Annotated in this window: 17 protein-coding genes; 16 read left to right on the top strand and 1 reads right to left on the bottom strand. The window is 45.8% G+C overall.

What is annotated here, in order from left to right:
* Nucleotides 1-3 precede the first annotated feature (3 nt).
* The 10 genes from KCV26_08565 to KCV26_08520 are packed head-to-tail and all read left to right on the top strand — an operon-like array spanning nucleotide 4 to nucleotide 15,292.
* Complete coding sequence (locus tag KCV26_08565; GenBank protein ID WZX35390.1) at nucleotides 4-2,091, top strand: right-handed parallel beta-helix repeat-containing protein; 2,088 nt, start codon at nucleotides 4-6, stop codon at nucleotides 2,089-2,091.
* 23 nt (nucleotides 2,092-2,114) lie between these two features.
* A complete protein-coding gene (locus KCV26_08560) occupies nucleotides 2,115-4,430 on the top strand; it encodes a GH92 family glycosyl hydrolase (protein WZX38361.1) in 2,316 nt (771 codons plus the stop codon).
* An 11-nt stretch (nucleotides 4,431-4,441) separates the two neighbouring features.
* On the top strand, nucleotides 4,442-6,556 hold the full coding sequence (locus tag KCV26_08555) for a hypothetical protein (protein ID WZX35389.1): 2,115 nt from the start codon (nucleotides 4,442-4,444) through the stop codon (nucleotides 6,554-6,556).
* A 51-nt stretch (nucleotides 6,557-6,607) separates the two neighbouring features.
* Nucleotides 6,608-9,016 (top strand): DUF5110 domain-containing protein, encoded by a 2,409-nt coding sequence (locus KCV26_08550; GenBank protein WZX35388.1) that lies wholly within the window; start codon nucleotides 6,608-6,610, stop codon nucleotides 9,014-9,016.
* A gap of 34 nt (nucleotides 9,017-9,050) precedes the next feature.
* The gene (locus KCV26_08545; GenBank protein WZX35387.1) at nucleotides 9,051-10,598 is read left to right on the top strand and encodes an alpha-L-fucosidase; all 1,548 of its coding nucleotides are present in this window, start codon (nucleotides 9,051-9,053) and stop codon (nucleotides 10,596-10,598) included.
* On the top strand, nucleotides 10,598-11,785 hold the full coding sequence (locus tag KCV26_08540; protein WZX35386.1) for a metallophosphoesterase: 1,188 nt from the start codon (nucleotides 10,598-10,600) through the stop codon (nucleotides 11,783-11,785). The genes KCV26_08545 and KCV26_08540 overlap by 1 nt, the downstream gene beginning before the upstream one ends.
* A 59-nt stretch (nucleotides 11,786-11,844) precedes the next feature.
* The gene (locus tag KCV26_08535) at nucleotides 11,845-12,525 is read left to right on the top strand and encodes a corrinoid protein (protein ID WZX35385.1); all 681 of its coding nucleotides are present in this window, start codon (nucleotides 11,845-11,847) and stop codon (nucleotides 12,523-12,525) included.
* A complete protein-coding gene (locus tag KCV26_08530) occupies nucleotides 12,522-13,526 on the top strand; it encodes a uroporphyrinogen decarboxylase family protein (GenBank protein ID WZX35384.1) in 1,005 nt (334 codons plus the stop codon). The genes KCV26_08535 and KCV26_08530 overlap by 4 nt, the downstream gene beginning before the upstream one ends.
* Nucleotides 13,495-14,232, top strand: coding sequence for a hypothetical protein (locus KCV26_08525; GenBank protein WZX35383.1), 738 nt, complete (start codon nucleotides 13,495-13,497; stop codon nucleotides 14,230-14,232). Before KCV26_08530 ends, KCV26_08525 begins: the two co-directional genes overlap by 32 nt.
* A 13-nt stretch (nucleotides 14,233-14,245) precedes the next feature.
* Complete coding sequence (locus tag KCV26_08520) at nucleotides 14,246-15,292, top strand: hypothetical protein (GenBank protein WZX35382.1); 1,047 nt, start codon at nucleotides 14,246-14,248, stop codon at nucleotides 15,290-15,292.
* Between the two features lie 82 nt (nucleotides 15,293-15,374).
* On the opposite strand, the gene KCV26_08515 is transcribed toward KCV26_08520, so the two are convergent.
* Complete coding sequence (locus tag KCV26_08515; protein WZX35381.1) at nucleotides 15,375-16,391, bottom strand: LacI family DNA-binding transcriptional regulator; 1,017 nt, start codon at nucleotides 16,389-16,391, stop codon at nucleotides 15,375-15,377.
* A gap of 435 nt (nucleotides 16,392-16,826) precedes the next feature.
* On the opposite strand from KCV26_08515, the gene KCV26_08510 reads away from it, so the two are divergent.
* The 6 genes from KCV26_08510 to KCV26_08485 all read left to right on the top strand — a co-directional run bounded on the left by KCV26_08510 (nucleotide 16,827) and on the right by KCV26_08485 (nucleotide 25,320).
* Nucleotides 16,827-18,374: an ADP-ribosylglycohydrolase family protein gene (locus KCV26_08510; GenBank protein WZX35380.1), complete on the top strand. Its 1,548-nt coding sequence runs from the start codon at nucleotides 16,827-16,829 to the stop codon at nucleotides 18,372-18,374.
* Nucleotides 18,375-18,458: 84 nt separating this feature from the next.
* On the top strand, nucleotides 18,459-19,538 hold the full coding sequence (locus tag KCV26_08505; protein WZX35379.1) for a hypothetical protein: 1,080 nt from the start codon (nucleotides 18,459-18,461) through the stop codon (nucleotides 19,536-19,538).
* Between the two features lie 98 nt (nucleotides 19,539-19,636).
* Entirely contained in the window at nucleotides 19,637-20,566 is a 930-nt protein-coding gene (gene rbsK, locus KCV26_08500) for a ribokinase (protein ID WZX35378.1), read from the top strand.
* Nucleotides 20,567-20,608: 42 nt separating this feature from the next.
* A complete protein-coding gene (locus tag KCV26_08495; GenBank protein ID WZX35377.1) occupies nucleotides 20,609-22,321 on the top strand; it encodes an ADP-ribosylglycohydrolase family protein in 1,713 nt (570 codons plus the stop codon).
* 163 nt (nucleotides 22,322-22,484) lie between these two features.
* Entirely contained in the window at nucleotides 22,485-24,224 is a 1,740-nt protein-coding gene (locus KCV26_08490) for a glycoside hydrolase family 127 protein (GenBank protein ID WZX35376.1), read from the top strand.
* A gap of 88 nt (nucleotides 24,225-24,312) precedes the next feature.
* A complete protein-coding gene (locus KCV26_08485) occupies nucleotides 24,313-25,320 on the top strand; it encodes a multidrug DMT transporter permease (protein WZX35375.1) in 1,008 nt (335 codons plus the stop codon).
* Nucleotides 25,321-25,474: the final 154 nt, after the last annotated feature.

Raw genomic sequence — 25,474 nt, 5'->3', positions numbered from 1 at the left:
ACAGTGAGGAACTTATCCAGACGATATTACCTCTTTTTATTCCTGTTGTATTTTCTGGGATCATGTGCAGGCAACAGCAGGGTATATGTCTCTGTAGACGGGAATGACAAAGGTACCGGTAAACGAAACGATCCCTTTATGACCCTGGAGAGGGCCAGGGATTATATCAGGGAGAAAAGAATGGGAGAAGCGGACAATCGTCCGTTTACCATCTTGCTGCGTGGAGGCAACTACCGCATCGAGCGAACGATCCACTTCACCGACAAAGATTACAACATTACCATACAATCCTTCCCCGATGAAAAAGTCACATTAACAGGCAGTATTCTTATTGCACCGGAACAGATTCTTCCGGTTGCAGGGACAGATAAAGAGGAGATCTTTCCCGAAGCAAACAGGAACAAGGTATTTATGGTCCGCCTGAAAGACTTACCTATCGAGTATTATGGCCAGTTAGAGCCGGTCGGCTTTGGCCGGCCTGTAACACCGGCCCCCATGGAGTTATTTATCAACGGAAAACCGGGACACCTCTCCCGATGGCCAAACGATTCATCGGTTAACATCGGAAAGGTAATCTACAGCGGGTCCCTGGCTGATGACAAAAGACAGGAAGGGGCAACCTTTACCTATCCGGGGGACAAGCCTTACGGATGGAAGCATCCGGAGAAAGTATGGATTGCCGGTTATTTCAATCACGGATGGGCGGATGATGCGGTAAGGCTGGCGTCGATTGATTCATCTAAAAAGGCCATTACCACTTTTCATCCACACAGGTACGGTTTTGGATCGGGAAAACCCTGGAATCAATGGTATGCCTACAATATCGTGGAAGAAACAGATGCCCCGGGTGAATACTGTATCGACCGAGAAGAGGGAATCCTCTATTTTTTTGATCCGGGAACACTATCTACCCTGGAAGTTTCGCTCCTCGAAGAGCCTATTATGGAGATGCTGGGCGCATCCGATATCACCGTTAAAGGAATCGTTTTTGAAAATGCAAGAGGAAGTGCGGCAGCATTGTATGGAACCGGCAATTGTATTTTTTCAGGTTGTATATTCAGGAATTTAGGCAGTTTCGCCATATCCATTGAAGATGCAACCGGTTTTTCACAACAGCCACAACAGGCATTCAGCAGCAACAACGGCATCGTCGATTGTATAATCTATGAAACGGGGAGAGGTGGAATTGTTCTTTCAGGAGGAGACCGTAATACCCTTACCCCCGCCCGCAATTATGTCCACAATTGCACCATTCACGATTTCAATCGCATCGCCAAAACCTACAGTGCAGGGATTAAAATATCGGGAGTGGGCAATCAAATCATTCATAATGAAATATTTAATGCTCCGCATGTAGCCATTCTACTCTCCGGAAATGATCACCTCATTGAGTATAACGAGATTCATCATGTTTGTATGGAGACGGACGACGCAGGTGCAATTTATTACGGCCGTAATCCCTCTGAAAGAGGACACCTGGTGCAATATAATTTCATCCATCACCTGCCGGAACGCTATCGTACCACAGCCATCTATCACGATGATGCGGCCTGCGGGATGAAAGTGCACGGGAACGTGTTCTACAAGGCGGGCGCTTTTCCCGTATTGATTGGCGGAGGTAGTGACAATCCCTACACAAACAACATTTTCATTGATTGCCCGGTCGGGATTAAAGTAGACAATCGCCTACAGGCTTTTGATTGGGCAAAACCGATGATCGCTCCCGGAGGGATTATTGAACAGCGATTGAATGAAATAAAATTCGATCGGCCTCCCTACTGTACAAACTATCCGGAACTGGCAAAATACTGGGAAGAGGATCCCTCTTTTCCAAAAAGGAACCGGGTGGACAGGAACCTGTTTGTAAATGTTGGACAGACCGTACTAAAAGTAGACGATGGGGTAAATGCGGATAAACAATTCCTCGATTTCACCACCAATAATCTTGTCACCCGTGAAGATCCGGGATTTATAGATAAAAACAGGATGAATTTCAAGTTAACGGAAACTTCAGCAGTATTTAAAAAAATCAGGGGCTTTGAAGCCGTTCCTTTTGAAAAAATGGGTACCTATGCAATCGGTAATAAGTAATCAACAATATGATTTATAAAACAATGAGCATGTGCAACAAGACAATTATTACACTTCTGTGCGCAGTATCCGTCTTTGGGTCATTATCCGCACAACAGAAAACTGAAGACCTGACGCAATATGTGAATCCCATGATCGGCACTCAGGAAATGGGGCATGTATTTCCCGGTTCTACCGTCCCTTTTGGTATGGTACAACTCAGCCCGGACACCGATACCATCCCGTATGCCGTAGATGGGAAATATACAGGCACCGTGTACCGTTACTGTGCCGGTTATCAATACAACGACCCCACCATAGTAGGATTCAGCCATACCCATTTCAGTGGTACGGGCCATTCCGACCTGGGGGATTTTCTGATTATGCCCACTACCGGGAAATTGCAGTTGAACCCCGGCACGTCCGACAAACCGGAGAATGGATACCGGTCGCGATTCAGCCACGAAACCGAAACAGCTACACCCGGCTACTATCGCGTAACACTGGACGATTACAATATCGATGCCGAGTTGACCACTACTGAACATGTGGGTTTTCACCAATATACCTTTCCAGAAAGTGAAGATGCGCACATCGTCCTTGACTTGACACACGGAATCTACAATTATGACGGAAAAGTATTGTGGTCACAGGTATGGGTACACAACGACACATTGGTGACAGGCTACCGCATCACCAGCGGATGGGCGCGGACCAATTACCTCTATTTTGCCATGGTCTTTTCCAAGCCCATTGAAAATTACGGGTCCCGCAATGAAGAAGAGCTGGTTTATCGCGGTTTCTGGCGTAAGTTTGACCAGGAAAACAATTTCCCTGAAATGGGTGGCAGAAAACTGAAGACCCACTTCGACTTCAAAACGGAAGCGGGAGAGAAAATCAAGATCAAATTTGCCCTTTCTGCTGTCAGCACCGAAGGGGCACTGAAAAACCTCTATGCCGAAGTGCCTCATTTTGATTTCGACCGGGTGAAAAACGAAGCCAAAGAGAAATGGCAAAAGGAACTGGAGAGAATCAGGATTAAAGCTACACCGGAAAAGAAAGAAACATTCTACACTTCATTGTACCACACGTTTATCAATCCTGTTGAATACATGGATGTAGATAGCCTGTACAGGGGAATCGACCACCAGATACACAAGGCGGAAGGATTTGTCAATTACTCTGTTTTCTCCTTGTGGGACACTTACCGGGCACTGCATCCGTTGTTGACAATCATACAACCGGAACGTACTTCCGATATGGTTAATTCCATGCTGGCTCATCATGACCAAAGTGTACATAAATCCCTGCCGGTATGGAGTCATTTTGGTAATGAAAACTGGTGCATGATCGGTTATCATGCCGTGCCGGTGATCGCTGACGCCTGGGTAAACGGTATCCGGGGTTTTGACCCGCAGCGGGCACTGGAGGCATCGGTATCCTCGGCAACCTACCCCAACTACGGGAACCTCGATGACTACATGAAACTGGGATATGTGCCGTTTGACAAAAGTGTATACGGCTCCTCCATGACCCTGGAATATGCCTATGACGACTGGGCAATTGCTCAACTGGCGGAATCGATCGGCAACAAGGAGGTAGCCGCAAAATTCAACGAACGGGCCCACAACTGGAAAAACCTGTTCAACAACAACACCGGGTTTGTGGGTGCAAAGAACAGTGACGGAAGCTGGAAAGCTCCCTTTGATCCACTCCATACGGCCAATGAAGGGTTTATCGAAGGCAATTCATGGAATTATTCGCTCTATGTACCGCACGATGTACCTGCCCTCATCCAGAGAATGGGTGGAAATGAACGTTTTTCGCAATACCTGGACACCCTTTTTACCATGTACCTGCCGGATAAGTATTTTGCCGAAACGGAAGATGTAACCCGGGAGGGATTGATTGGTTGCTACGTGCACGGCAACGAACCTAGCCATCACGTGCCTTACCTCTACAATTGGGCCAGCAAACCCTGGAAAACACAGGAACGAATTCACCAGATCAAAAACAGCATGTACCTGAACAAACCCGACGGATTGTGTGGCAACGATGACTGTGGCCAGATGTCTGCCTGGTATGTTTTCTCTTCGCTGGGCTTCTACCCGGTTGCACCCGCATCGGGACAATACGCCATTGGCTCACCCTCCGTCAAAGAGGCAACCCTGCAACTTCCGAACAACAAGGAACTGGTAGTCAAAGTGGAGAATTACGATGAAAAAAACATCTACGTCCAGCATGTGGAAATAAACGGCAAGCCAGTCAGGGACTACACCTTGCTCCACAGAGACCTGATCAAAGGGGGTGAGCTGCTGTTCAAGATGGGCAGGAAACCGATGAAGAAAAGATTTAAATAATACGAATCCTCATGAGGGTAAGCTATTTTATACTGATCATCCTGCTATTGGGCTGTAACAATCCAGCTAATAAGAACAGAATCAACCGCAAGGAGGTGGTCTCGCGACACAACATCGTATCCGAAAAATTCAGCAAACGCAGTCCGGCACAAGTGGGAAACGGTGAAATCGCTTTTGGAGTGGATATCACCGGATTACAGACTTTTGTTCCTTTCAATACCCTGTCGCAATGGGGATGGCATTCGGACCCGGTACCCGAAGGTGTGGATATTAGCAATTTCAAGGGACAGCAAGTACTTCACAACGGAAGGATGGTCACCTATCCCCTCAGAAACGAGAAGACGGAAGAGCAAAAGGTGATTACCGAATGGCTGGTGGGCAACCCGCATCGGATCAACCTGGCCAGGATCGCTTTCTCACTGTTGGGTGCGGAGGGCAAGGAAGTAGCGATGACCGACCTGCAGAATTGTCTGCAGGAAGTGGATCTTTGGAGCGGCATCATCTCCAGTTATTTTGAGATTGATGATATTCCTGTACAGGTATATACCGCCTGCCATCCCGATAGAGACCTGATCGCCGTGACAGTAGAATCACCCCTTATCGACCTCAAGAGGTTGGCTGTAAAGATCACCTTTCCCGGAGCTTCTGCCCACAACAGCAGGAAAGGAAATTATATCGGCATTTGGGATGAACCCGACAGACATGCAACCACCTACACAGGAACCAAGCAAAAGGTTATTTTTACCCGGGAGCTAGATCAGGAAAAATATTACTCTGCGTTGTCCTGGGATACCCCCTGTATCTTTTCCGAGGCAGAAGATAATCCTCACACTTATAGGCTAACTCCCGAGGGAAACAAGATGGCATTCACCTGTGAGTTCTCACCCAAACAGATTCAAGAGAAGCCTGTCACAGCAAAAGAAGGACTTTCGGCTAGCAGGAAAGCATGGAAGCAATTTTGGGAATCGGGAGCAGCGGTCGATCTCTCCGAGAGCGAAGACGAACGTTGGTTTGAACTGGAGAGACGCATCGTTTTATCCCGCTACCTGATGAAGGCAAATGAGTCGGGATCCTTACCTCCGCAAGAAAGCGGGCTGGTAAACAACAACGGCTGGTATGGCCGCTTCCATTTTGAGATGATCTGGTGGCATCTGGCACATTGGGCTTTATGGGATAATCAGGAGCTGGCAGACAAGAGCCTGGGTATTTATCAAGATTTCCTGGAAACGGCCAGACTAAGAGCTAAGAGTGAAGGCTTTCAGGGAACAAAATGGCCAAAATGTACTGCATACAATAACGTGGAGTGGCCAGGCGTTGCCCATGCTTTTCTGATATGGCAACAACCTCATCCTATCTACTTTGCAGAGATGGAATATCGTCAAAAGCCAAACCGGGAAACGCTAGAGAAATGGCGGGAAGTAGTCTTCAGCACCGCGGAATTCCTGGCTTCGTTTGCCTATTATCATCCGGAAAAAGATGAATATGTTCTGGGGCCTCCCATTGTTCCCGTTTCAGAAAACACACCTTATGCCGAAACGTTCAATCCCACATTTGAACTGGGTTACTGGCGTTACGGACTGAAGGTAGCTAAAGAATGGTACAACAGACTCAATATCGATGTTCCGACAAAAATAGACAGTGTTTATCACCAGTTATCACCCTATCCGGTGGAAGATAGCCTTTATGTCCTGTATGAGGGGATACCCGATATGTGGACCAAATATACCTTTGAGCATCCTGCCATCATTGGTATTTATGGCATGTTACCCGGCGATGATGTGGATAAAGTAATATTGGAAAAGACCTTCGACAAGATTCTTTCCACCTGGAATTTTAAAAGGATCTGGGGATGGGATTTTCCGATGCTGGCAATGACAGCAGCCCGGTTAGGCCGGCCGGAGCTGGCGGTTGACCTGCTGTTGCACGATAATTATATCTTTGATGAACACGGATTGGCCTATGGCGAAGGATCACCTTATCCCTATTTCCCGTCAAACGGAGGGTTACTGACAGCTATCGCCATGATGGCTGAAGGATGGGATGGCGCCGGAGACGTTACAGCCCCCGGGTTCCCGAAAGACAGTAGTTGGAAAATAAAATACGAGAACTTCCACAAGTTCCCTTAACTTGAGGAAAGTCCAATCACGGATGGATGGATAAATTATCACTGGGATTACATGAAGATTAACTTACATATTCTATTCTTTTTTGCCGGACTGCTTTGGTTCTTTTCCGGCATGAATCATCAACTGAATGCCAAAGGCAGGCCGGACCCGTTTGATATTCCGCTTCACAACGGACAGGTTTTACGTATCCAGGCGTGCCGAAACGAAATCTTTCGAATCAGGATTTCCCCTACAGGTGAATTTCAGGAAACCGTGATGGAGAGGTACGGAATCATCAAAACGGATTGGGAACCAATCGGTGCCACCCACAAAAAGAAGAATGGAAAACACATAATTTCCACAGAGTCGTATCGCCTCACTGTGGATCCTCTTGCTGGTGACATCACCGTTACCGATAACAATGGAATACTTGTTGTGGAAAGAATTTCCTTTATCCAGCCTAAGGATGCCATAGCCCGCGAGCTGGCTGCTTCCCTCAACACCTATTTTGGAGAGATAAGGCAGGACGAAGCAATTATCGGTTCAGGAAAATCGGACACACCGATACAGGCCCAATTGTTGGATGAGGTTGGCAATCTCTCCAAGGGCAGGATAATTGGCGTCACCCTCAAAGAAGAAGAGCGCTTCTACGGGGGAGGAAGTACCAGTCGCACCAACATCCAACACCGGGGTACGGCTCTGCGCATGTGGGCCACTTACAAAAAGACAGAAATACCGATGCCTTTCATCATCAGTTCTGAGGGATGGGGCATCTTCAATAATACAACGGCAAAAAACTATTTGGATATTGGTCGCTTTCAAAAAGACAACCTTTTTGTCTACAACAGCGAGGGTGATCCCGATTTTTACTTGTTACTAGGCAGGCAAATGACCGAGGTGATTGATCACTATACCCGTGTCACAGGAAGGCCCTACCTCATGCCAAAATGGGGGTACGGACTTGCATTTGGCGGCAACACAATGGAAGATCAACTGGATATCCTGAACGATGCACTTCGTTTTCGGGTAGAGCAGATTCCTTGTGATATTTTTTGGCTTGAACCCCAGTGGATGGAAAAAAGATATGATTTCTCCACCTCTAAAAACTGGAATTTCGACAAATTCCCAGCAGAACCCTTTTGGGAAAAAGAGAAATTTCCAAAATATGAACACCCCACCCTCTTTATCTCCCGTTTACATGGCCTTGGATTTAAACTGGCTTTATGGCTTTGTATCGATCATGACATGACCATCGCCGAGGAAGACAAGTTGGCATTGGAGCGCGGAACGTCACTCTCCGGCAAAGATCATTGGTTTCAACACCTCACCCGGTTTATCGATCAGGGTGTAGATGGATTCAAACTGGACCCTGCCCACACACTCGATGAACACCCAGACCGAGCATATCATAACGGGCTTACAGACAAAGAGATGCATAACCTGAATCAGGTGTTGCTCCCCAAGCAGATGTACGAGACCTTCCGTTCTCACAAGGGTATACGCTCCTTTCACCACTATTGCGGGGGATATGCCGGAACCCAGCATTGGGGGGTATCCACCAGCGGAGACAACGGCGGAGACAAAGTGGCCCTGCTCGATCAGCTGAATCTTGGCCTTAGCGGCTTCGTCAATACTTCGGCCGACGTCCTGGTAGAGGTCTCTGACAACAAGGCGGCTATGCATATGGGGTTCTTCTTTCCCTGGATCCAGGTCAACAGTTGGTACAACCTGCTTCATCCCTGGTACATGAACCCGGAAGAGAAAGAGACCTTTCACTTTTATGCAACCCTTCGCAACAGCCTCTTCCCTTATATCTATTCAGCAGCATTGCAAGGGAGCCAGTCCGGAATGCCCATTTTGCGGGCAATGCCCCTGGTGTTCCCTGATGACCGTACAGTGGATAACCTGACCAGCCAGTTTATGTTTGGAGACCATCTGCTGGTAGGGGTCAACAGTGATTCTCTCTATTTGCCGAAAGGGAAATGGATCAATTACTGGACCGGCGAAACAGTTACAGGCAACAAGACCATTCATGCTTCGGTGCCGGAAACGAGAGGTGGCTCCCTTTTTATCCGCGAAGGGGCAATTATTCCTTACCAAAAACCGACTCAGTTTATTGGTGAAAATTTACTCGATACCATTGAGCTGAAGATCTATCCTTATCAAACAAGCAGCTATATACTCTGGGAAGATGATGGGATCACTTTTGCATATGAAAAGGGTGATTTTTCAAAGACGAAGATCGATTGTGTCGATACCGGACAAAATACAGAGATTACCTTTAATCCCGTAGAGGGCCGATACGAAGGGATGCCCAAAGAGCGAACCTGGGAACTTGAAATTTTCTCCGATACAAAACCCTCTTATTTGCTGGTGAATGGCATCAGAATAGATGATTGGAAGTATGGTAAAGGAGCAGTCCAATTCACCTTGTATCAGGGAGACCTAAATAAAAAGCAGATCATTGAAATTCAAAAATAATACGATTCGAATTCTCTAAATGTAAAACCTATCCATGAGTAGTAAAAATAAAATCTTTCAGATAAAGTGTGCAATCCTGTTACTGTTGTGTACAACAACTATCCCATTATCGGCACAACTCAATAGTTTCCCGGAATCCTACCGTATCGACAGCAAAGATATTGAAAGAGCCAAAAAAGTGATATCAACGCCGCTGAAAGAGGATCTGGTACTACCCAATCCCCATAAAGACGCGCAGTGGTATCCCAATGCCAGCCTCGGGCTTTTCATGCACTGGGGGATTCACAGTGTGGTGGGCGCACAACCATCGTGGGATATGATTGCCCATTACAGGTATGGAGGGAAAGTAGCACCTCCCGAACGTTATTATGCCCTGGCCAATCAATTTGATCCACAGAACTACGACCCCGACAAATGGTTGAAATCAGCCCAAAAAGCAGGTTTCACCTATGCCGTGCTTACCACCAAACACCATGACGGTTATGCCTTGTGGCCCTCCAAATATGGTATTGGTACCAAACAATACATGGGTGGGCGGGATCTTATTCAACCTTATGTTGATGCCTGTAGAAAAAACGGCCTGAAGGTTGGTTTTTATTTCTCTCCCAGGGACTGGCATTTTCCGGGGTTGATGCACCCCAATGAATATGATGCGGAGAAGTGGCATCAGCTGCCGGCTATTACCGATTCTGTCGCAAATTATCAGAAGTACGAACGGTTTCTCGGGTTTGTCCTTGCACAAATGGAAGAGCTCCTTACCCGATACGGCAAAATTGATATTCTGTGGCTGGATGGCATGTATTTCAAAGGAGTGAGTGATATGCACACAGAGCAGATCTATACCTGGATCCGTTCCCTGCAACCGGGGATTGTGATCAACGACCGCTGGTCCAACATTGTGAATCCCGATGACCCTGCCGGAAGCGGCATGCGGATCGGTGACTTCACCACTCCTTTTGAATGTATTCTCCCCACCTATACGCCATCCCAATGGTGGGAACACTGTGATATCTGGACATCGGGAGGTGGTGGCTGGGGGTATGACAAAACAGGCACCTTCAGGCCTTATGCCTGGTTTTTTGAGCATCTTGTCGCCAGCCGTTCATTAGGGGGGAACTTCCTCCCGAATGTGGGACCGGATGGCAAAGGAGAGATGCACCCTAACTACTACAAAAATATGGAGGCAATAGCCGAATGGATGTCACATAGCCGCGAGTCGGTGATTGGAGCAGCTCCCTCACCGGGAATTGCACGAAGCAACGTGATGATCACTAGCCGGGGTAATAACTGGTACCTGCATCTCCTGCCGTCATTCCAGAAACAGGTATCTCTGCGGACAGGCCAAAAACCAATAGCTGTGACCCTTCTCCGCACGGGAGAATCGATTCCCTTCATTTACAGGGACGGATTCATAAACTTCTCCTTATTACCCGCACAGCGCACCGAGATGGATGATGTGGTGAAAGTGGTCATTCCGGAAGGCAGGAAACGTTATACGATGTCGAAAGATGATGATGCTTCCATCGAAGTAGACAAAAGTTTTAATAAATTTGCAAGAAAATCAACAACACTTAATAAATAATGAAAAATACCAAGTTGCTCTTATTAATAACTCTTTTCCTGAACTTCTCAATGTCTCTTGCTGCTCAGTCTCGGATCTCCATTACCCATGGTCCCTACCTGCAAGGATTGACTGAAGATGAAGTAACAATTGTTTGGACAACCAATAAAAGGGCTATATCGTGGGTGGAGCTGGCTCCGGACGACAAAACCCATTTCTATCATGAGCCGCGACCCCAATTTTTTTCAGAATCATACGGATTCAAAGTGGTCGATTCTGTTCATATGGTCAGGCTGAAGAATCTGAAACCCAACACTACCTACCGGTACCGAATCTATTCCCAGGAGGTACTGAGCCATCAAGCGTATCATGTAACCTACGGCCGGACCGTGGCAAGCAATGTATACAGTGAAACACCGCTTAAATTCACCACCAACAATCCTCAAAAGGAGGAAATTTCTTTTTTGGTATTGAATGACATTCACGGCAACAACGAACTGATGGATTCTCTCTTGATAGGGGCCCGATGGGATAAAACCGACCTGGTTTTTTTCAACGGGGACATGACCACCGATCTCCGTTCAGAAAAAAAACTGTTCGACGACTTTCTGGACAAAGCAGTGACGTTGTTTGCCAAAGAGACACCCTTTTATTATGCGAGAGGGAATCATGAAACCAGGGGAAATTTCGCAACAACTTTTCCCCGTTACTTTCCCACCCCTACCGGCCAGTTATATTATATGTTCCGGCAAGGCCCCGTCTGCTTTATCGTGCTCGACTGTGGTGAGGACAAGCCGGACAACGACATTGAATACAGTGGCATCGTAGCTTTTGACAATTACCGTACCGAACAAGCCCAATGGCTGGAAAAGGTGATTCAGGGTGATGAATTTCAGCAATCTCCCTTTAAGGTGGTGATCACCCATATCCCTCCTTTCGGAAATTGGCACGGGGAGAAAGAGATCCTGGACAAGTTCGTCCCCATTTTAAACAAAGCAAATATTGATTTGATGATGTGCGGTCATCTTCATAACCACATCTATCGTGAAAGGAGTGACGCGATTAATTTTCCTATACTGGTGAACCATAACAGGGAGATGATCAACGTCCAGGCCAATAAACAACAGATGGATATCCAGATCTCCAACAGCGGGGGAAAACAGGTAAAAGCCTTTCATTTCAAGACACAAAATAACAGTAACCCCTGAATAAAGAAAAATCAAAAAATTTCAACACATAAATCACTAACATAAAATAACAATATCGTATGGAAAATATTCTTGAGCAGATTGCCAACTGTGTGGATAAAGGGAAGATTAACCGGAGCGTTCCCTATCCCCCGGAAATGAAGGGACAACCGGGTGTGGACGAACTTACCCTGCAGGCATTGGAGTTAAACTTTCCACCCTCGGAAATACTTTCAAAAGGATTAATCGCAGGGATGGAACGCATCGGGACAAAATTCAGGGAAAACCGGGTCTTCGTACCACAGGTGCTGATGAGCGCCAAGGCAATGAACTGCGGGATGATGCACCTGAAAAAATTTTTCGTTGACGGAACGGTAGCACACAAGGGAAAACTGATCATCGGCACGGTGGAAGGCGATTTGCATGACATCGGAAAGAACCTGGTCAGCATGATCGCGGAGGGAAACGGATATGAAATCATCGATCTGGGCGTGGATGTCCCTGCAACGAAATTTATTGAAGCGCTTCAGGACCATCCCTCCGCCTTTGTGGGAATGTCAGCCTTGCTCACAACGACCATGGCCAACATGGCGGTTATCAACCAAACAATCAAACAAGCGTTTCCGGAGGTGATCACCTTTGTGGGCGGTGCCCCGCTGAACCGTGAATTTGCGCAAAAAATCGGAGCCGACCATTATACGGACGGGCCTCAGGAGATGGTGGAGATACTGGATAAACTGACAATCAACAATGCATCATGATGGAAATTAAAAGCTGGATGGAACAGATCATCCAATCCCCCGACCGGTATGCCATCCCCGTCATGACGCATCCGGGGATCGAGATGCTGGGATACTCCGTCAGGGAAGCCGTCCAGAACGGGGAGGTTCATGCAAGGGCTATTAAAGCGCTTAGCGACAAATATCCTTCCAAAGCCTCCACGGTAATCATGGACCTGACTGTTGAGGCGGAAGCGTTTGGATGTGACATCTCTTTTCCGGAGGAGGACATGCCCCATATTTCCGGGAAGCTCGTTGATGCTTCAACCGTAGAGCGGTTGAAGGTTCCCTCCCTGGCCGCAGGGAGAATACCACAATACCTGAAAGCCAACAGGTTGGCGGCAGGGATGATCGATACCCGACCCGTACTGGCCGGTGTGATTGGCCCTTTTTCCCTGGCGGGCAGACTGTTTGGCATGTCGGAGATCATGACCGGTTGTTATCTCGAAACCGGTGCGGTGGAACTGCTGCTCGAGAAGTGCACGCAGTTTATCCTGTCCTACGCCACAGCATTGAAACAGGAAAGCGGCTGCGCGGGTATCGTCATCGCGGAGCCGGCCGCGGGACTGCTCTCCAACGATGATTGCCTGCAGTTTTCCTCCCGGTATGTCAAAAGGATCATTGAATCGGTACAGGACGAACAGTTCATGGTAGTGCTCCACAATTGCGGAAACAGGGGCCATTGTACGGATGCCATGATACAAACCGGTGCCGCGGCCTATCATTTCGGCAATGCGGCAAATATGACGGAGGCACTGGCGCAATGTCCGGCGGATGCACTGGTGATGGGGAATATCGATCCGGTAGCCGTATTGCAGATGTTGCCCCCCGAAAAGGTTAAGGAAAAGGTCACGCAGCTCCTCGAAGAGACCGCCCCTTATCCAAACTTCGTATTGTCAACCGGCTGCGATGTGCCTCCGCATGTATCGCCGGAGAACATCCGGGCTTTTTATGACGCGCTCGCCGCCTTCAACCAAAAGTGAACCTTTCATGACCTTTGTCGATTATCACATTGAACCCGACGAATTGCGCTTGCACCTCGGCGACTTGTTGCGGCTACTGCAGGTGCCTGACCACTCACCCGACAATCCCGTGGTGCACGAGGCGACCGGGCTGTTCGGCCAACTCCCTGGTCTGGCAAGCATACGGGGAGGATATGCGGTGTATGAGGATATCCGCATTGACGAAAAGGAGGGGTCGATCAGGATCCTGGACAGGAAGATCCACCCGCAACAACAGATTTGCGGGTACATGAAGGGAGCGGAAAAGCTGGCCCTGCTTGTCTGTACGGCGGGTGAAGGTTTTACTGCCCGTTCACGCGAGTACAACAAGCAGGGGGATTACCTGAAGGGATTCATCACCGACACCATGGGTTCATGGGTGGTGGAGAGAGCCATGGACCTGATTCAGGAGAAACTGGAGAATGCTTTCAGGGAGCTTGGGATGCATGTCACCAACCGGTACAGCCCCGGTTATTGCAACTGGCCTGTCAGTGAACAGCAACCGCTTTTCTCCCTTCTTCCCGGACAGCCCTGCAACATCCGCCTGACGGGGAGCAGCCTGATGATACCCCTGAAAAGCGTGAGCGGGATCGTCGGCATCGGGAAAAAGGTAAAGAAAAGAGGCTACGCATGCGATATTTGCAACAACAGAACATGTATTTACCGCAGTATCAAAAACCACCATTAAAACAATTATTATCATGACTCCAAGAGAACGAATACTTTCTACCATCAACCGCCGACCCGTGGACCGGACACCGGTGGACATTTGGTGTACCCCGGAAATCCTGAATGTTTTGCGTGAACATACCGGCCTACAGGATGAGCTGGCTGTCTATCATGCACTGGGCATTGACAAGATCGTATGGATCTTCCCCGGATATGCAGGCCGATTTTTCGACCCCAACGACAGTGGGGAGATCACCATGTGGGGGGTTCCCACACGCATGACCAAGGCCGGACTGGCTACCTACCAGGAATACATCAATCCTCCGATTGCCGACTACCACTCCCCCTCCCAACTGGACAGCTATCCCTTATGGCCCGACCCGGACAAATTTGATTATACCGGGGCAAAAAAAGCTGCCCTGGAGGCCCGTGCCTGGGATTTTGCCACCATAGGGCCCTGGATATCACACTTCGAAATTTATTGCCAGATGCGGGGGTTGGAAAATGCTTTGCTGGACACGATCATCAATCCTGATTTTCTCGATGCTGCCCTGGAGAAGATTGATGCCATTCAAACCGCAATGCTGGAACGAATGTTAACGGAAATGGACGATTCGCTTGATATCGTTTTTATCAGTGACGACATGGGTATGCAAAGCAACATGCTGATTCCGATGGAGTCCTGGAGGACACATTTCAAGTCCCGGCTAAAAGGGTGGTGTGACCTGATTCACCGGCATGGGAAAAAAGTATTGTATCATACCGACGGGGCCGTGCTGCCATTGATACCTGAACTGATTGAATGTGGCATTGATATTCTGAACCCTATACAACATGTATGTCCCGGTATGGATCGTTCGGCACTTAAGGAGGCCTTCGGAAATGAACTGATCTTTCACGGTGGCGTGGAGAACCAGAAAATACTGCCCATGGGCACAGCAGAAGAAGTGGCGGAAGAGACACGGGAATGTGTCAGGACCCTGGGCAAGAATGGTGGTTACATCTGTTGTTCCTGCCACAATATTCAGGCAGGAACACCCCTGGAGAATATTCTTTCCATGATCGAAAGTGCCAGATAGCGGGATGAAAGTTATCCAATTATTTCAAATGGGATATATTGACCGGAAACAGAAGTATACTCCAGTGCTTTAATAACTAAATTTATAATATTGTCTTGACCGAATCCTTAATTATAATTTTGGGTTTTAAAAGCACCTTGATCACATTCATATCCTTGTTTTCCAGTTTTGTAAAAAGAAACTTAACCGCAATCTGGATGATATCATTTACGGGTTGGGCTACACACGAGAGAGGCGTTGATAGATAATCGAGATAGGGGTGTTCATCAAATGTTATAATGGAGACATCCTGCGGTATGCGTATATTTTCCTCTTTCAATGCCTTTATACACCCCATTGCAATGGTGTTGCTTAAGGTAAATATGGCTGTTGGCCTTACCTTCTGCTGCATCAGGAGTTTCGTTTCCAGGTATCCGTTCTGTATAGTAAAATCATCTCCAACAACCCAATAATCACGGATACCCGATTGTTCAAGCGCCTCTTTAAATCCCTTTACCCGCAACCGGTTTGGCGTTGACTCCTTGACACCTTGTATGCAGGCTATGGATACATGTCCGTTATTAATGAGATACTTTGTAGCATGAAATGCTCCATCATAATTATCCGTAGAGACATAGGGCAAATCCAAATCTTCAAAATACCGGTCAATACAAATAATGGGCAATTGTTGATCATAGAGCTCTTTTATATGCCTCCACTGATTTCCGGAAGGAACAATAATCAACCCCTCAATATTTCTAGCACTCAGCTGCTCCAACTCTTTTTTCTCGTTTTCAAAGTTCTCATCACTATCGCTGATAATGGTAATGTATCCGTATTTCCTGATCTCTGCATTAAGCCCGCTAGCGATGGAAGCAAAAAAAGGATTGCTTAAAGAGGGGACAATCAGTGCAACGGTATTGCTTTTACCCGTACGGAGATTGGCTGCATAGAGATTCGGCACATACCGCATCTCTTTGGCTACCTCCAGGATTTTCTGCTGTGAAACTTTACTGATGCGGTATTGTTCACCTTTACCATTAATGACCCTTGACACGGTTGTTGTGGAGAGTCCGGCTTTTTTTGCTATGTCAGTAATACTCACTTTATGATTGCTCATGTCTTCCGGCGTTTTCACTATATAATCTATCTGTTCTACCCATCAAAAAAAGAAATTCTGGTCAAAAGTAAGTAATATTAATCAATATACAAATAAAATCAGTAATGCTCAATCGTTAGCACAACCCAAAATCTCAATAAGATTCCATGCAAATAATGAGGTTACACAGATAAACAATTTGCATCATTCGTCTATCATGCTGACTTTTGAATATACTTTCAACAATCACGAAAGCAAGCATATAATGCTATTTATCAGCCAACTATACACATAAAAGGTTTGCAATTGCTCCATACACTATAAATCAATTACTGAAATCGGCTGTTTTTTTCTCAAAAAATGAACAAACGTTTGTTCATAAATCTTTTTTACTCTATATTTGCACAACTGATAACGGATTCTACTCAAAATTATACACCCAATAACTGAATTCTCATGAATCAACTTAAGCTTTTTTTCTTTTATGGTGCGATTGCCCTTTTATCGTGCAATGTGGGCGACACGTTTGCAAAAGATTATAAAATCAGCAAAGGAGAGCTGCTGAATAAAATCAAAGGAGGTTGGGCAGGCCAGGTAATTGGATGTACCTACGGTGGCCCTACTGAGTTCAAATGGAACGGGACAATGATCGGAGAAGAGATCGGCATTCCCTGGGACGGCTCACGCATGTCGTGGTATTACAAAAATTCCCCGGGCTTGTATGACGACGTTTATATGGATTTAACATTTGTACAGGTCTTTGACAAGTATGGACTGGACGCACCCGACTCATTACATGCAAAATACTTTGCCAATGCAGGCTACCCGTTATGGCATGCAAACCAGGCTGCCAGATACAATATCCTGAACGGTATCATGCCACCCGAGTCAGGACATTGGAAAAACAATCCACATGCCGATGATATTGATTTCCAGATTGAAGCCGATTTTGCCGGGTTGATGTCTCCGGCAATGGTCAATGCCGCATCAGAGATTGGCTGGAGAATTGGGCATATCATGAATTATGGCGATGGAGTATACGGCGGGATTTATGTGGCGGCCATGTATGCACTGGCTTTTGTGCATAATGATATCGAATTCATTGTGGAAGAAGCTTTGAAATCTATCCCTAAGCAGAGCAACTACTATCAATGCATTGCCGATATGATACAGTGTTATCGTGAAGATCCGAATGACTGGAAGAAGGCGTGGTTTGAGGCACAAAAAAAATGGACATCAGATATCGGTTGTCCGGACGGAGTTTTTATGCCTTTCAACATTGATGCTACAATCAACGGTGCATATATTGTTATTGGCTTACTTTATGGCAAGGGTGATTATGGCGCGACTATTGATATCAGTACGCGATGCGGGTACGATTCAGACTGTAATCCGGCCAATGCTGCCGGAATTCTAGGAACAATGATCGGGTACGACAAGATACCGGCATATTGGAAACAGGGATTGGACAAAGTAGAGGATTTAAATTTTGCACACACCGAGATGTCCCTTAACAAGGTCTACGAAACAGGTTTACGTCATGCGGGAGAAATGATCGTCCGAAACGGTGGACGACTGGATGGAGATATGTTCACCATCAAATACCAGCAACCAGAACCTGTTCCTTTTGAAAAGAGCTTTGAAGGGTTGTATCCGGTTGAGAGAAGAAGGATTGGAAGCAGTCTTACCCGTAAAAACAGAGAAGTAACATTCAAGATCAATGGTTCAGGTTTTGTTTTGGGAGGCAGGGCTATGAAGAATAACAACCTGCCCGACGTTGTCCTGGAAATCGAAGTATATATCAACGGCAACTTGTATGAAGTGGCAAAAATCCCCACAGATAATCGCGTAAGACGCCATGAGCTTACCTGGAATTATGATTTGAAGGAGGGCGAAAACAACATCACATTAAAAGCCAAAGAAATCCCTGACGGATACCGAATAGAAACACAGGATGTGATTGAATATTCCAAAAACAAACCGGGGAAATTAATTTATTATTAATCAGTCATAAAGGATAGAAAAAAATCACATCTACAATTTAATCAAAAAAATAAATTCACGTTGTAAGAAAAATACAATGAATATATGAAAACAAAAGCACTTCCTTACATTTACATCTGTTTGTTCCTCAGTTTTTTTTTCAACAGTACTGCCCAGGTCCAAAACGATGAGGTCTACGAATATCCGAATTTAAACAGTCAGGATTATCGATACAACATCAGAATACCCGATATTGACGGATACAAAACGCTGAAATGTGATTTTCACGTGCATACCGTTTTTTCCGATGGAAAAGTTTGGCCAGACCAACGGGTCAAGGAAGCCTGGAATGAAGGTCTGGACGTAATAGCCATAACGGACCATATTGAATACCGGGCCAATAAGAAAATATTGATCAGCGATCACAACAAATCCTATGAAATCGCAAAAGCCCAGGGAGATGCCATTGGGATGCTGGTAATAAAAGGAGCAGAAATTACGCGTCAGAAACCGCTGGGTCACCTGAACGCCCTTTTTATTCAAGATGCGAACAAGCTTGAGCGTCCGGATGCGATTGAAGCGATCGATGAGGCAATGAAACAAGGTGGTTTTATTTTATGGAATCATCCCGGTTGGCCGGATGATAAAAGCACAATGTACCCTATTCATAGAGAATTAATTGAAAAGCAGAAAATTCACGGAATAGAAGTTTTTAATGGTTGGGAGGCTTATCCGAAGGTTATTGACTGGTGTCAGGAGTTTAATCTGGCTCCCATATCCAACTCTGATATTCACTACACCAGTGCCAACCTCTACAGGGGGAAGTTAATGCGTCCAATGACCCTGGTATTTGCTAAAGATTATACCGAACAGGGAGTTAAGGACGCGATGTTTTCGGGCAGAACCCTGGCATTCTATAACAATGTTTTGTCAGGAGATGAAGGATTACTGAAATCCCTTATCAAAGCTTCACTTTCTGTGAGAGTGATTAACGAGAAAAATGGGATGATCGAGATCACCAATCTCAGCGATATCGCTTATGAAATCAAGTATGGGGAGTATATGTACCCAATGCCGTTATATCCGAATCAGGTGTTGCGTGCAACCATCCCTACCGGCACCGACGTTGAATTCTCAAATTGTATATGTGGGAAGGACCGTCACATCACGTTGAAATTGTGGTAAGAAATCACTTTTTTTAAACCGTACGACATAAGCTAACAAAAATAATCGGGATCATTACCAACCTGAATATCATTTCAGGGTCAAATCTTATATATAATATGCAAAAGAATCAAATTGTCGTTATAGGAAGTTCAAACTTGGACTATATCGTAACTACGGATCATTTCCCCAAAGGAGGGGAAACCCTTGAAGGATTGTCTTTTACACAAGCCATGGGAGGCAAAGGGGCCAACCAGGCGGTTGCAGCCTGCAGATCAGGCGGAGCCGTAAGTTTCATCACTTGCGTAGGAAACGATCTCAATGGGAAAAATGCTTTGGCTTATTATAACAAGGAAGGGATAGATGTATCGCTTGCTCTTGTAAAGGAGAATGTCACCACTGGGACTGCCTCAATCTGGGTAGATAAACACGGAGAGAACAGCATCATTGTGATTCCGGGTGCCAACCAATACCTCTCCTCCGATTATATCATTCCCCACTCCAACCGCCTCATTCAGGCCAATACTATTTTGCTTCAAATGGAAATTCCTTATGAAACAGTAAAGACGATTTGCAAAATATCAACGGGGCATACAAAAGTAATCTTAAATGCCGCTCCCGCTTACAGTATTGAAGATGAGATTCTACAGTCCATTTATATGCTGGTGGTGAATGAAACTGAAGCAGAAACCATCAGCAAATGCCAAATTGAGCAAATTGGTGAAGAGGAAATGGTAAAAACTCTTTTAGAGAAAGGGGTGAAAAACGTGATCCTCACCCTTGGCAGTAGCGGATGCATATACAGCAACGGCACTGATTGGTTAAAGATTCCAGCATTCAAGGTACAGGTAAAAGATACCACCGCGGCGGGAGATACTTTCTGTGGGGCTCTTGCAGTCGGAATTGGGAAATACAGCGAAATTAAACAAGCACTTATTTATGCAACTGCAGCGGCAGCGCTATGTGTCACCTCACTTGGAGCACAGCCTTCAATACCCGATGAACAGGACATTGTCACCTTTTTAAATCAAAACAACATCTACCTGTAAAACCTCAAAGTGCATATTTGCTGTTACTTTAAATTATAAATAATGATCCTTTTAAGAATGCGGAAAACAATTTTAAAAATAGCTGTTATTATCTTCACAATAAGCTTGACGGGATGTACCTCCTTAACACGAAAAAACGATCTTGACATAAAATACCGGAGGCTACCCGTCCGGGAATATCGAGATAAATTACAGGCAGGCTGGCTCGGCCAGATAGTGGGGGTTAGTTGGGCTGCCCCCACCGAATTCAAGTGGAAAGACGAAATTATCCCTTTAGAGGAGATGCCACTATGGGGCCATGAAATGATTAATGAAGCTTTTAATCAAGACGACCTCTATGTGGAAATGACCTTCTTGCGCTCTCTGGAAGAGTATGGCATAAGTGTTTCTATCCGTCAGGCAGGTATTGATTTCGCAAATACGGAATACCCTTTATGGTGTGCTAATGAGACCGGCAGACGCAACCTGCGCATGGGGATTGCCCCTCCCGATTGCAGTCATCCGGCTTTCAGCAACAACCCTCATGATATTGACTATCAGATAGAAGCCGATTACTCCGGTCTTATCGCCCCCGGAATGCCCAATGTGCCGATAGCCTTGGGTGATACATTCGGACGACTGATGAATTACAGCGACGGTGTGTATGCGGGGCAATTTGTCGGCGGCATGTATAGTGAAGCGTTTTTTGAAGATGATATCATAAAAATCATCGAGGCAGGGTTAGCATGTATCCCCGAGGGATGCCAATATGCCGAGATGGTACGCGACGTGGTTTCATGGTACAAGGCCAACCCGACCGATTGGAAAGCCACTTGGGAGTTATGTCAGGAAAAGTATCGGAGAAATCCCGAATACCAAAAGAACTCAAACGGTGGTATAGATGTGAAAATAAATGGAGCATATATCCTTATCGGTATGCTTTACGGAGAGAAGGATATAGACCAGACAATTATTATTTCTACCCGTTGTGGACAAGACTCCGATTGCAACCCTTCAAATGCAGCAGGTGTGTTGTTTACCACCATGGGTACGTCGAACCTGCCAGACCGATTCAAGGAAAATCTTGACCAGGAAACCAAATTCTCCCACACGCCTTACAATTTCCCGAAATTGCTTGACGTTTGCGAAAAGCTTGCCAGAGAATACGTTGTGCAAGAAGGTGGACGTGTAGAGACCGATTCAAACGGAGAAGAAGTATTTGTGATTCCCGTTAAAACACCCACTCCAAGTCCATTGGTGTTTAGTTGGGATCCGGAACCGATAGCCAACTCTCTTTTCACGGAAAAAGAAATGGAGAAGATTAAACATTTAGCCATGGCGAATATTCAGGGTGATCTGGACCAACGATTCCCGGGATGGATAATCGCTTTTTGCGGCTCCGATATGCAGCCGGGACTCCGCGAGACCTACAAAGGAAAAAACAACGTGCTTCTTACGCATCCTTTATCTAGAGATATGCCTTGCGTGCTAACACGAGTTGTAGACATTCCCAATGGGAAGAAGACAGTTCTTAAGACTCAGGTGTCTCACCATAACGGAGGCGATTGGCTACTGGTTATTCGGGTCAACGGTTCTATACAAAAAGAGGTGACCATCGGGAAGGATACCGTAGATGAAAACGGACGGTTAGATGTTGAATTTGACCTAACTCCCTTTGCAGGAAATAAAAATGTCAAAATAGACCTTGAGAATAAAGCAAACGGGTGGGCATGGGAGGCCGCATACTGGAGTGATATACGCATAGAGAATCTATAGTCTACCATCCACTCTGTTTATTATAAATTCAATACAATTTAAAAAAGTTATGCTACGAAACACTATATTTATTTTACTTTTTAGCTTATCAGCAACACTGTTTTCGCAGGTAAAAGACCAACAGTTTCCATTAGCCCCAAATTCCATAAAACTACATGGGAATTTGGAAAACGACATACAAAATTCCCTGGTCAATTGGAATAAGGGTGTACTCCCTTACGCCACTTTCGTTGATTTGTTTCGCGTGGGAAGGACCCAGTTCGCAGTGGGTGAGATGTGGGGTAAGGCAACCCGGTCGGCAAGCTTGTTCTATCGTTACACCCAAGATCCCGAACTGAAAACAATATTGGATGAAACCGTTAAGGATTTGCTCTCTACCGAACGCCCGAATGGAAGTATCAGTTGTTCGCCAATAGAAAAGCAACCTGAAAGCGCCACAGGAGATATATGGGAGCGGAAATACGTTATGCTTGGACTGATGGATTATTACGATTGGGTAAACCACGATCCAGCTGTTCTTCAAAGCCTTATTCGTCAGGCAGACTGTGTTATTGACCAAGTTGGTCCGGCTCCAAAATCACCAATTAATCAAATGGGATGGAGCTCCGAGAAAATTGAGTCGAGCACGATACTTGAGCCGATTATGAGACTCTACCAAATGACGGGCTACCAAAGGTATCTCGATTTTGCAACCTATATTATCGAAGCGGGAGGAGCGAAAAATCATGACTTGTTCGAAAATGCATACAACAACGTTGAGCCCTACAAGATGGCAGGAACCTATCCCAAAGCATACGAGATAACATCTCTGTTTGAGGGGTTGGCAAAGTATTACCGCGTAACGGGGAAACCTGAAGTGAAGCGCATGTTAGACAACTACTACAATAATGTGCGTACGAAAGAGATGACCATTATCGGCAATGGAGGAGCCGATCAGCCTTATTTTCCGAAAGTAAATGGAGAGGCATGGACTAACACCGCTCTTGAACAAACCCACCCGAACATCAAGCGAATGATGGAGACCTGCGTGGGTGTTACATGGATGAAGTACTGCAGCCAATTGATGCGGTTAACCGGGGAGTCTTCTCCGATGGACCAAATCGAAAGATATATATATAACGGGTTGCTGGGTGCCATGAAGCCTACCGGGGATGGATTTAGTTATGCTAACCTGCTCAACGGGAAAAAAGTAAATGCCAGTGGCTGGGGACGTAGCTTCAATGGTTTGCTTGTTACTTGCTGTAACCTGAGTGGTCCGGTAGGTTTGTCGTATATCCCGCTTATCGCTGTGACCAACTCCGAGCGCGGACCGGTTATCAACCTCTACAATGCGGCGGATGTAAATGCCACTACGCCGAAAGGACAAGCTTTGGGATTGAAGATTGAAACCGATTATCCTCATTCGGGAAAAGTGAAAATCCATGTGAACCCCGAAAAAGCCGAGAGGTTCGCGGTGCAGATAAGAATACCTGAATGGAGTAAGAAAAATAAGGTGAAAGTGAACGGTAAAAGCCTAAAGGTGGAATCGGGACAGTATGCGATTATTGATCGTGAATGGAAAAATAACGATCGAATCGAAATAGAGTTTGAAATGATTGCCAGAGTGATAGACGGACCTCAAGGGAGCGCTCCGGGAAGCGAAAACTTCCAGGCGGTTACTTGGGGGCCCATTGTATTGGCGCGCGATGAAAACATCGATCCCACATTCAATCAGCCAACAAAAATTAAAGAGAACAAGCGTGGCGTGGTGAAAGTGACTAAAACAACACCCACCCGTTCCGATGCCCGCATGGAGTTTATCGTACCTACCACGAAAGGCAACATACGTATGGTAGATTATGCCTCTGTGAACTGTTGGGAGGATTCGCACGTATGCACATGGTTGCCCCTGATAAAAGAATAACAATGAAAGAAATTAATCAACATCCCTACAAAACGTGGAGAGGTGTATTTGACTTGATGAACAAATAACTAATTTAATTTCAAAGGATATGTTTATAGTAGGTAATTATTTATTAGCCGTAATTTTATGTGTCGTAACCATGATATGCTGGGGCTCTTGGGGAAACACACAAAAGTTAGCCGCTAAAACTTGGCGGTACGAGTTGTTTTATTGGGACTACGTAATCGGAATCGTGCTCCTTTCAATCATCTTTGGTTTTACCCTCGGAAGCATAGGTGAACAAGGACGAGGGTTTATTGATGATGTTACGCAAGTAAATCCGAAAAGTTTCTGGAGTGCATTTACAGGAGGAATTATCTTCAATGCTTCCAACATATTACTTTCCGCTTCTATCTCTTTGGCCGGAATGTCTGTTGCTTTCCCGGTGGGTGTAGGCCTGGCACTTGTTTTGGGCGTTTTTATCAACTACTTCGGTGCACCAAAAGGCGATCCCGTCATTTTATTCCTAGGTGTTCTCCTGGTTGTCACTGCGATCATAATGAACGGCATTGCCTCAAGTAGAATGAGCAAGGGAACCGAGGAACAAAAGACAAGGAAAAAAGGAATTATTATCGCAATCATTGCTGGATTCCTGATGTCCTTTTTTTATAGATTCGTGGCTTCTGCAATGGATTTGACAAATTTAGAAAACCCTACCGAAGGCATGCTGACTCCTTATGGCGCGTTTTTTATATTCTCGATAGGGATATTAGCAAGCAATTTCATTCTCAATACCCTGGTAATGAAAAAACCATTTGTGGGAAATCCTGTCAATTACTCCCAGTATTTTAAAGGCAATTTAAAAACGCATTTGGTAGGAGTATTGGGAGGCGTTATTTGGGGAGTTGGTACGGCTTTTAGTTACATCGCAGCAGGAAAAGCCGGTGCAGCCATATCCTATGGTTTAGGACAAGGTGCTACTCTTGTGGCAGCACTTTGGGGTGTGTTTATCTGGAAAGAGTTTAAAAACTCCTCGAAAGCAACCAACAAGCTGTTAATATGGATGTTTATCCTGTTCATCTTAGGCATTATTTCCATCATTTATGCCGGACAATAAGTCTGCAAAGGGATACTGTAAGAAACTGTTTTGATTTTTTCATGTCCTGTTTTATGCCTATTTTGGGATGGATTTGGATTTTCAGTTCGCACTTGATAGCGGGCTATTTTGAAGAAATATAAAATTCAAAACAGTTTCTAAATTTTCATTCTTT

Source organism: Petrimonas sulfuriphila (assembly GCA_038561985.1).
GTDB classification, from domain to species: Bacteria; Bacteroidota; Bacteroidia; order Bacteroidales; family Dysgonomonadaceae; genus Petrimonas; species Petrimonas sulfuriphila.
This window is presented reverse-complemented; position numbering and strand designations above follow the sequence as displayed.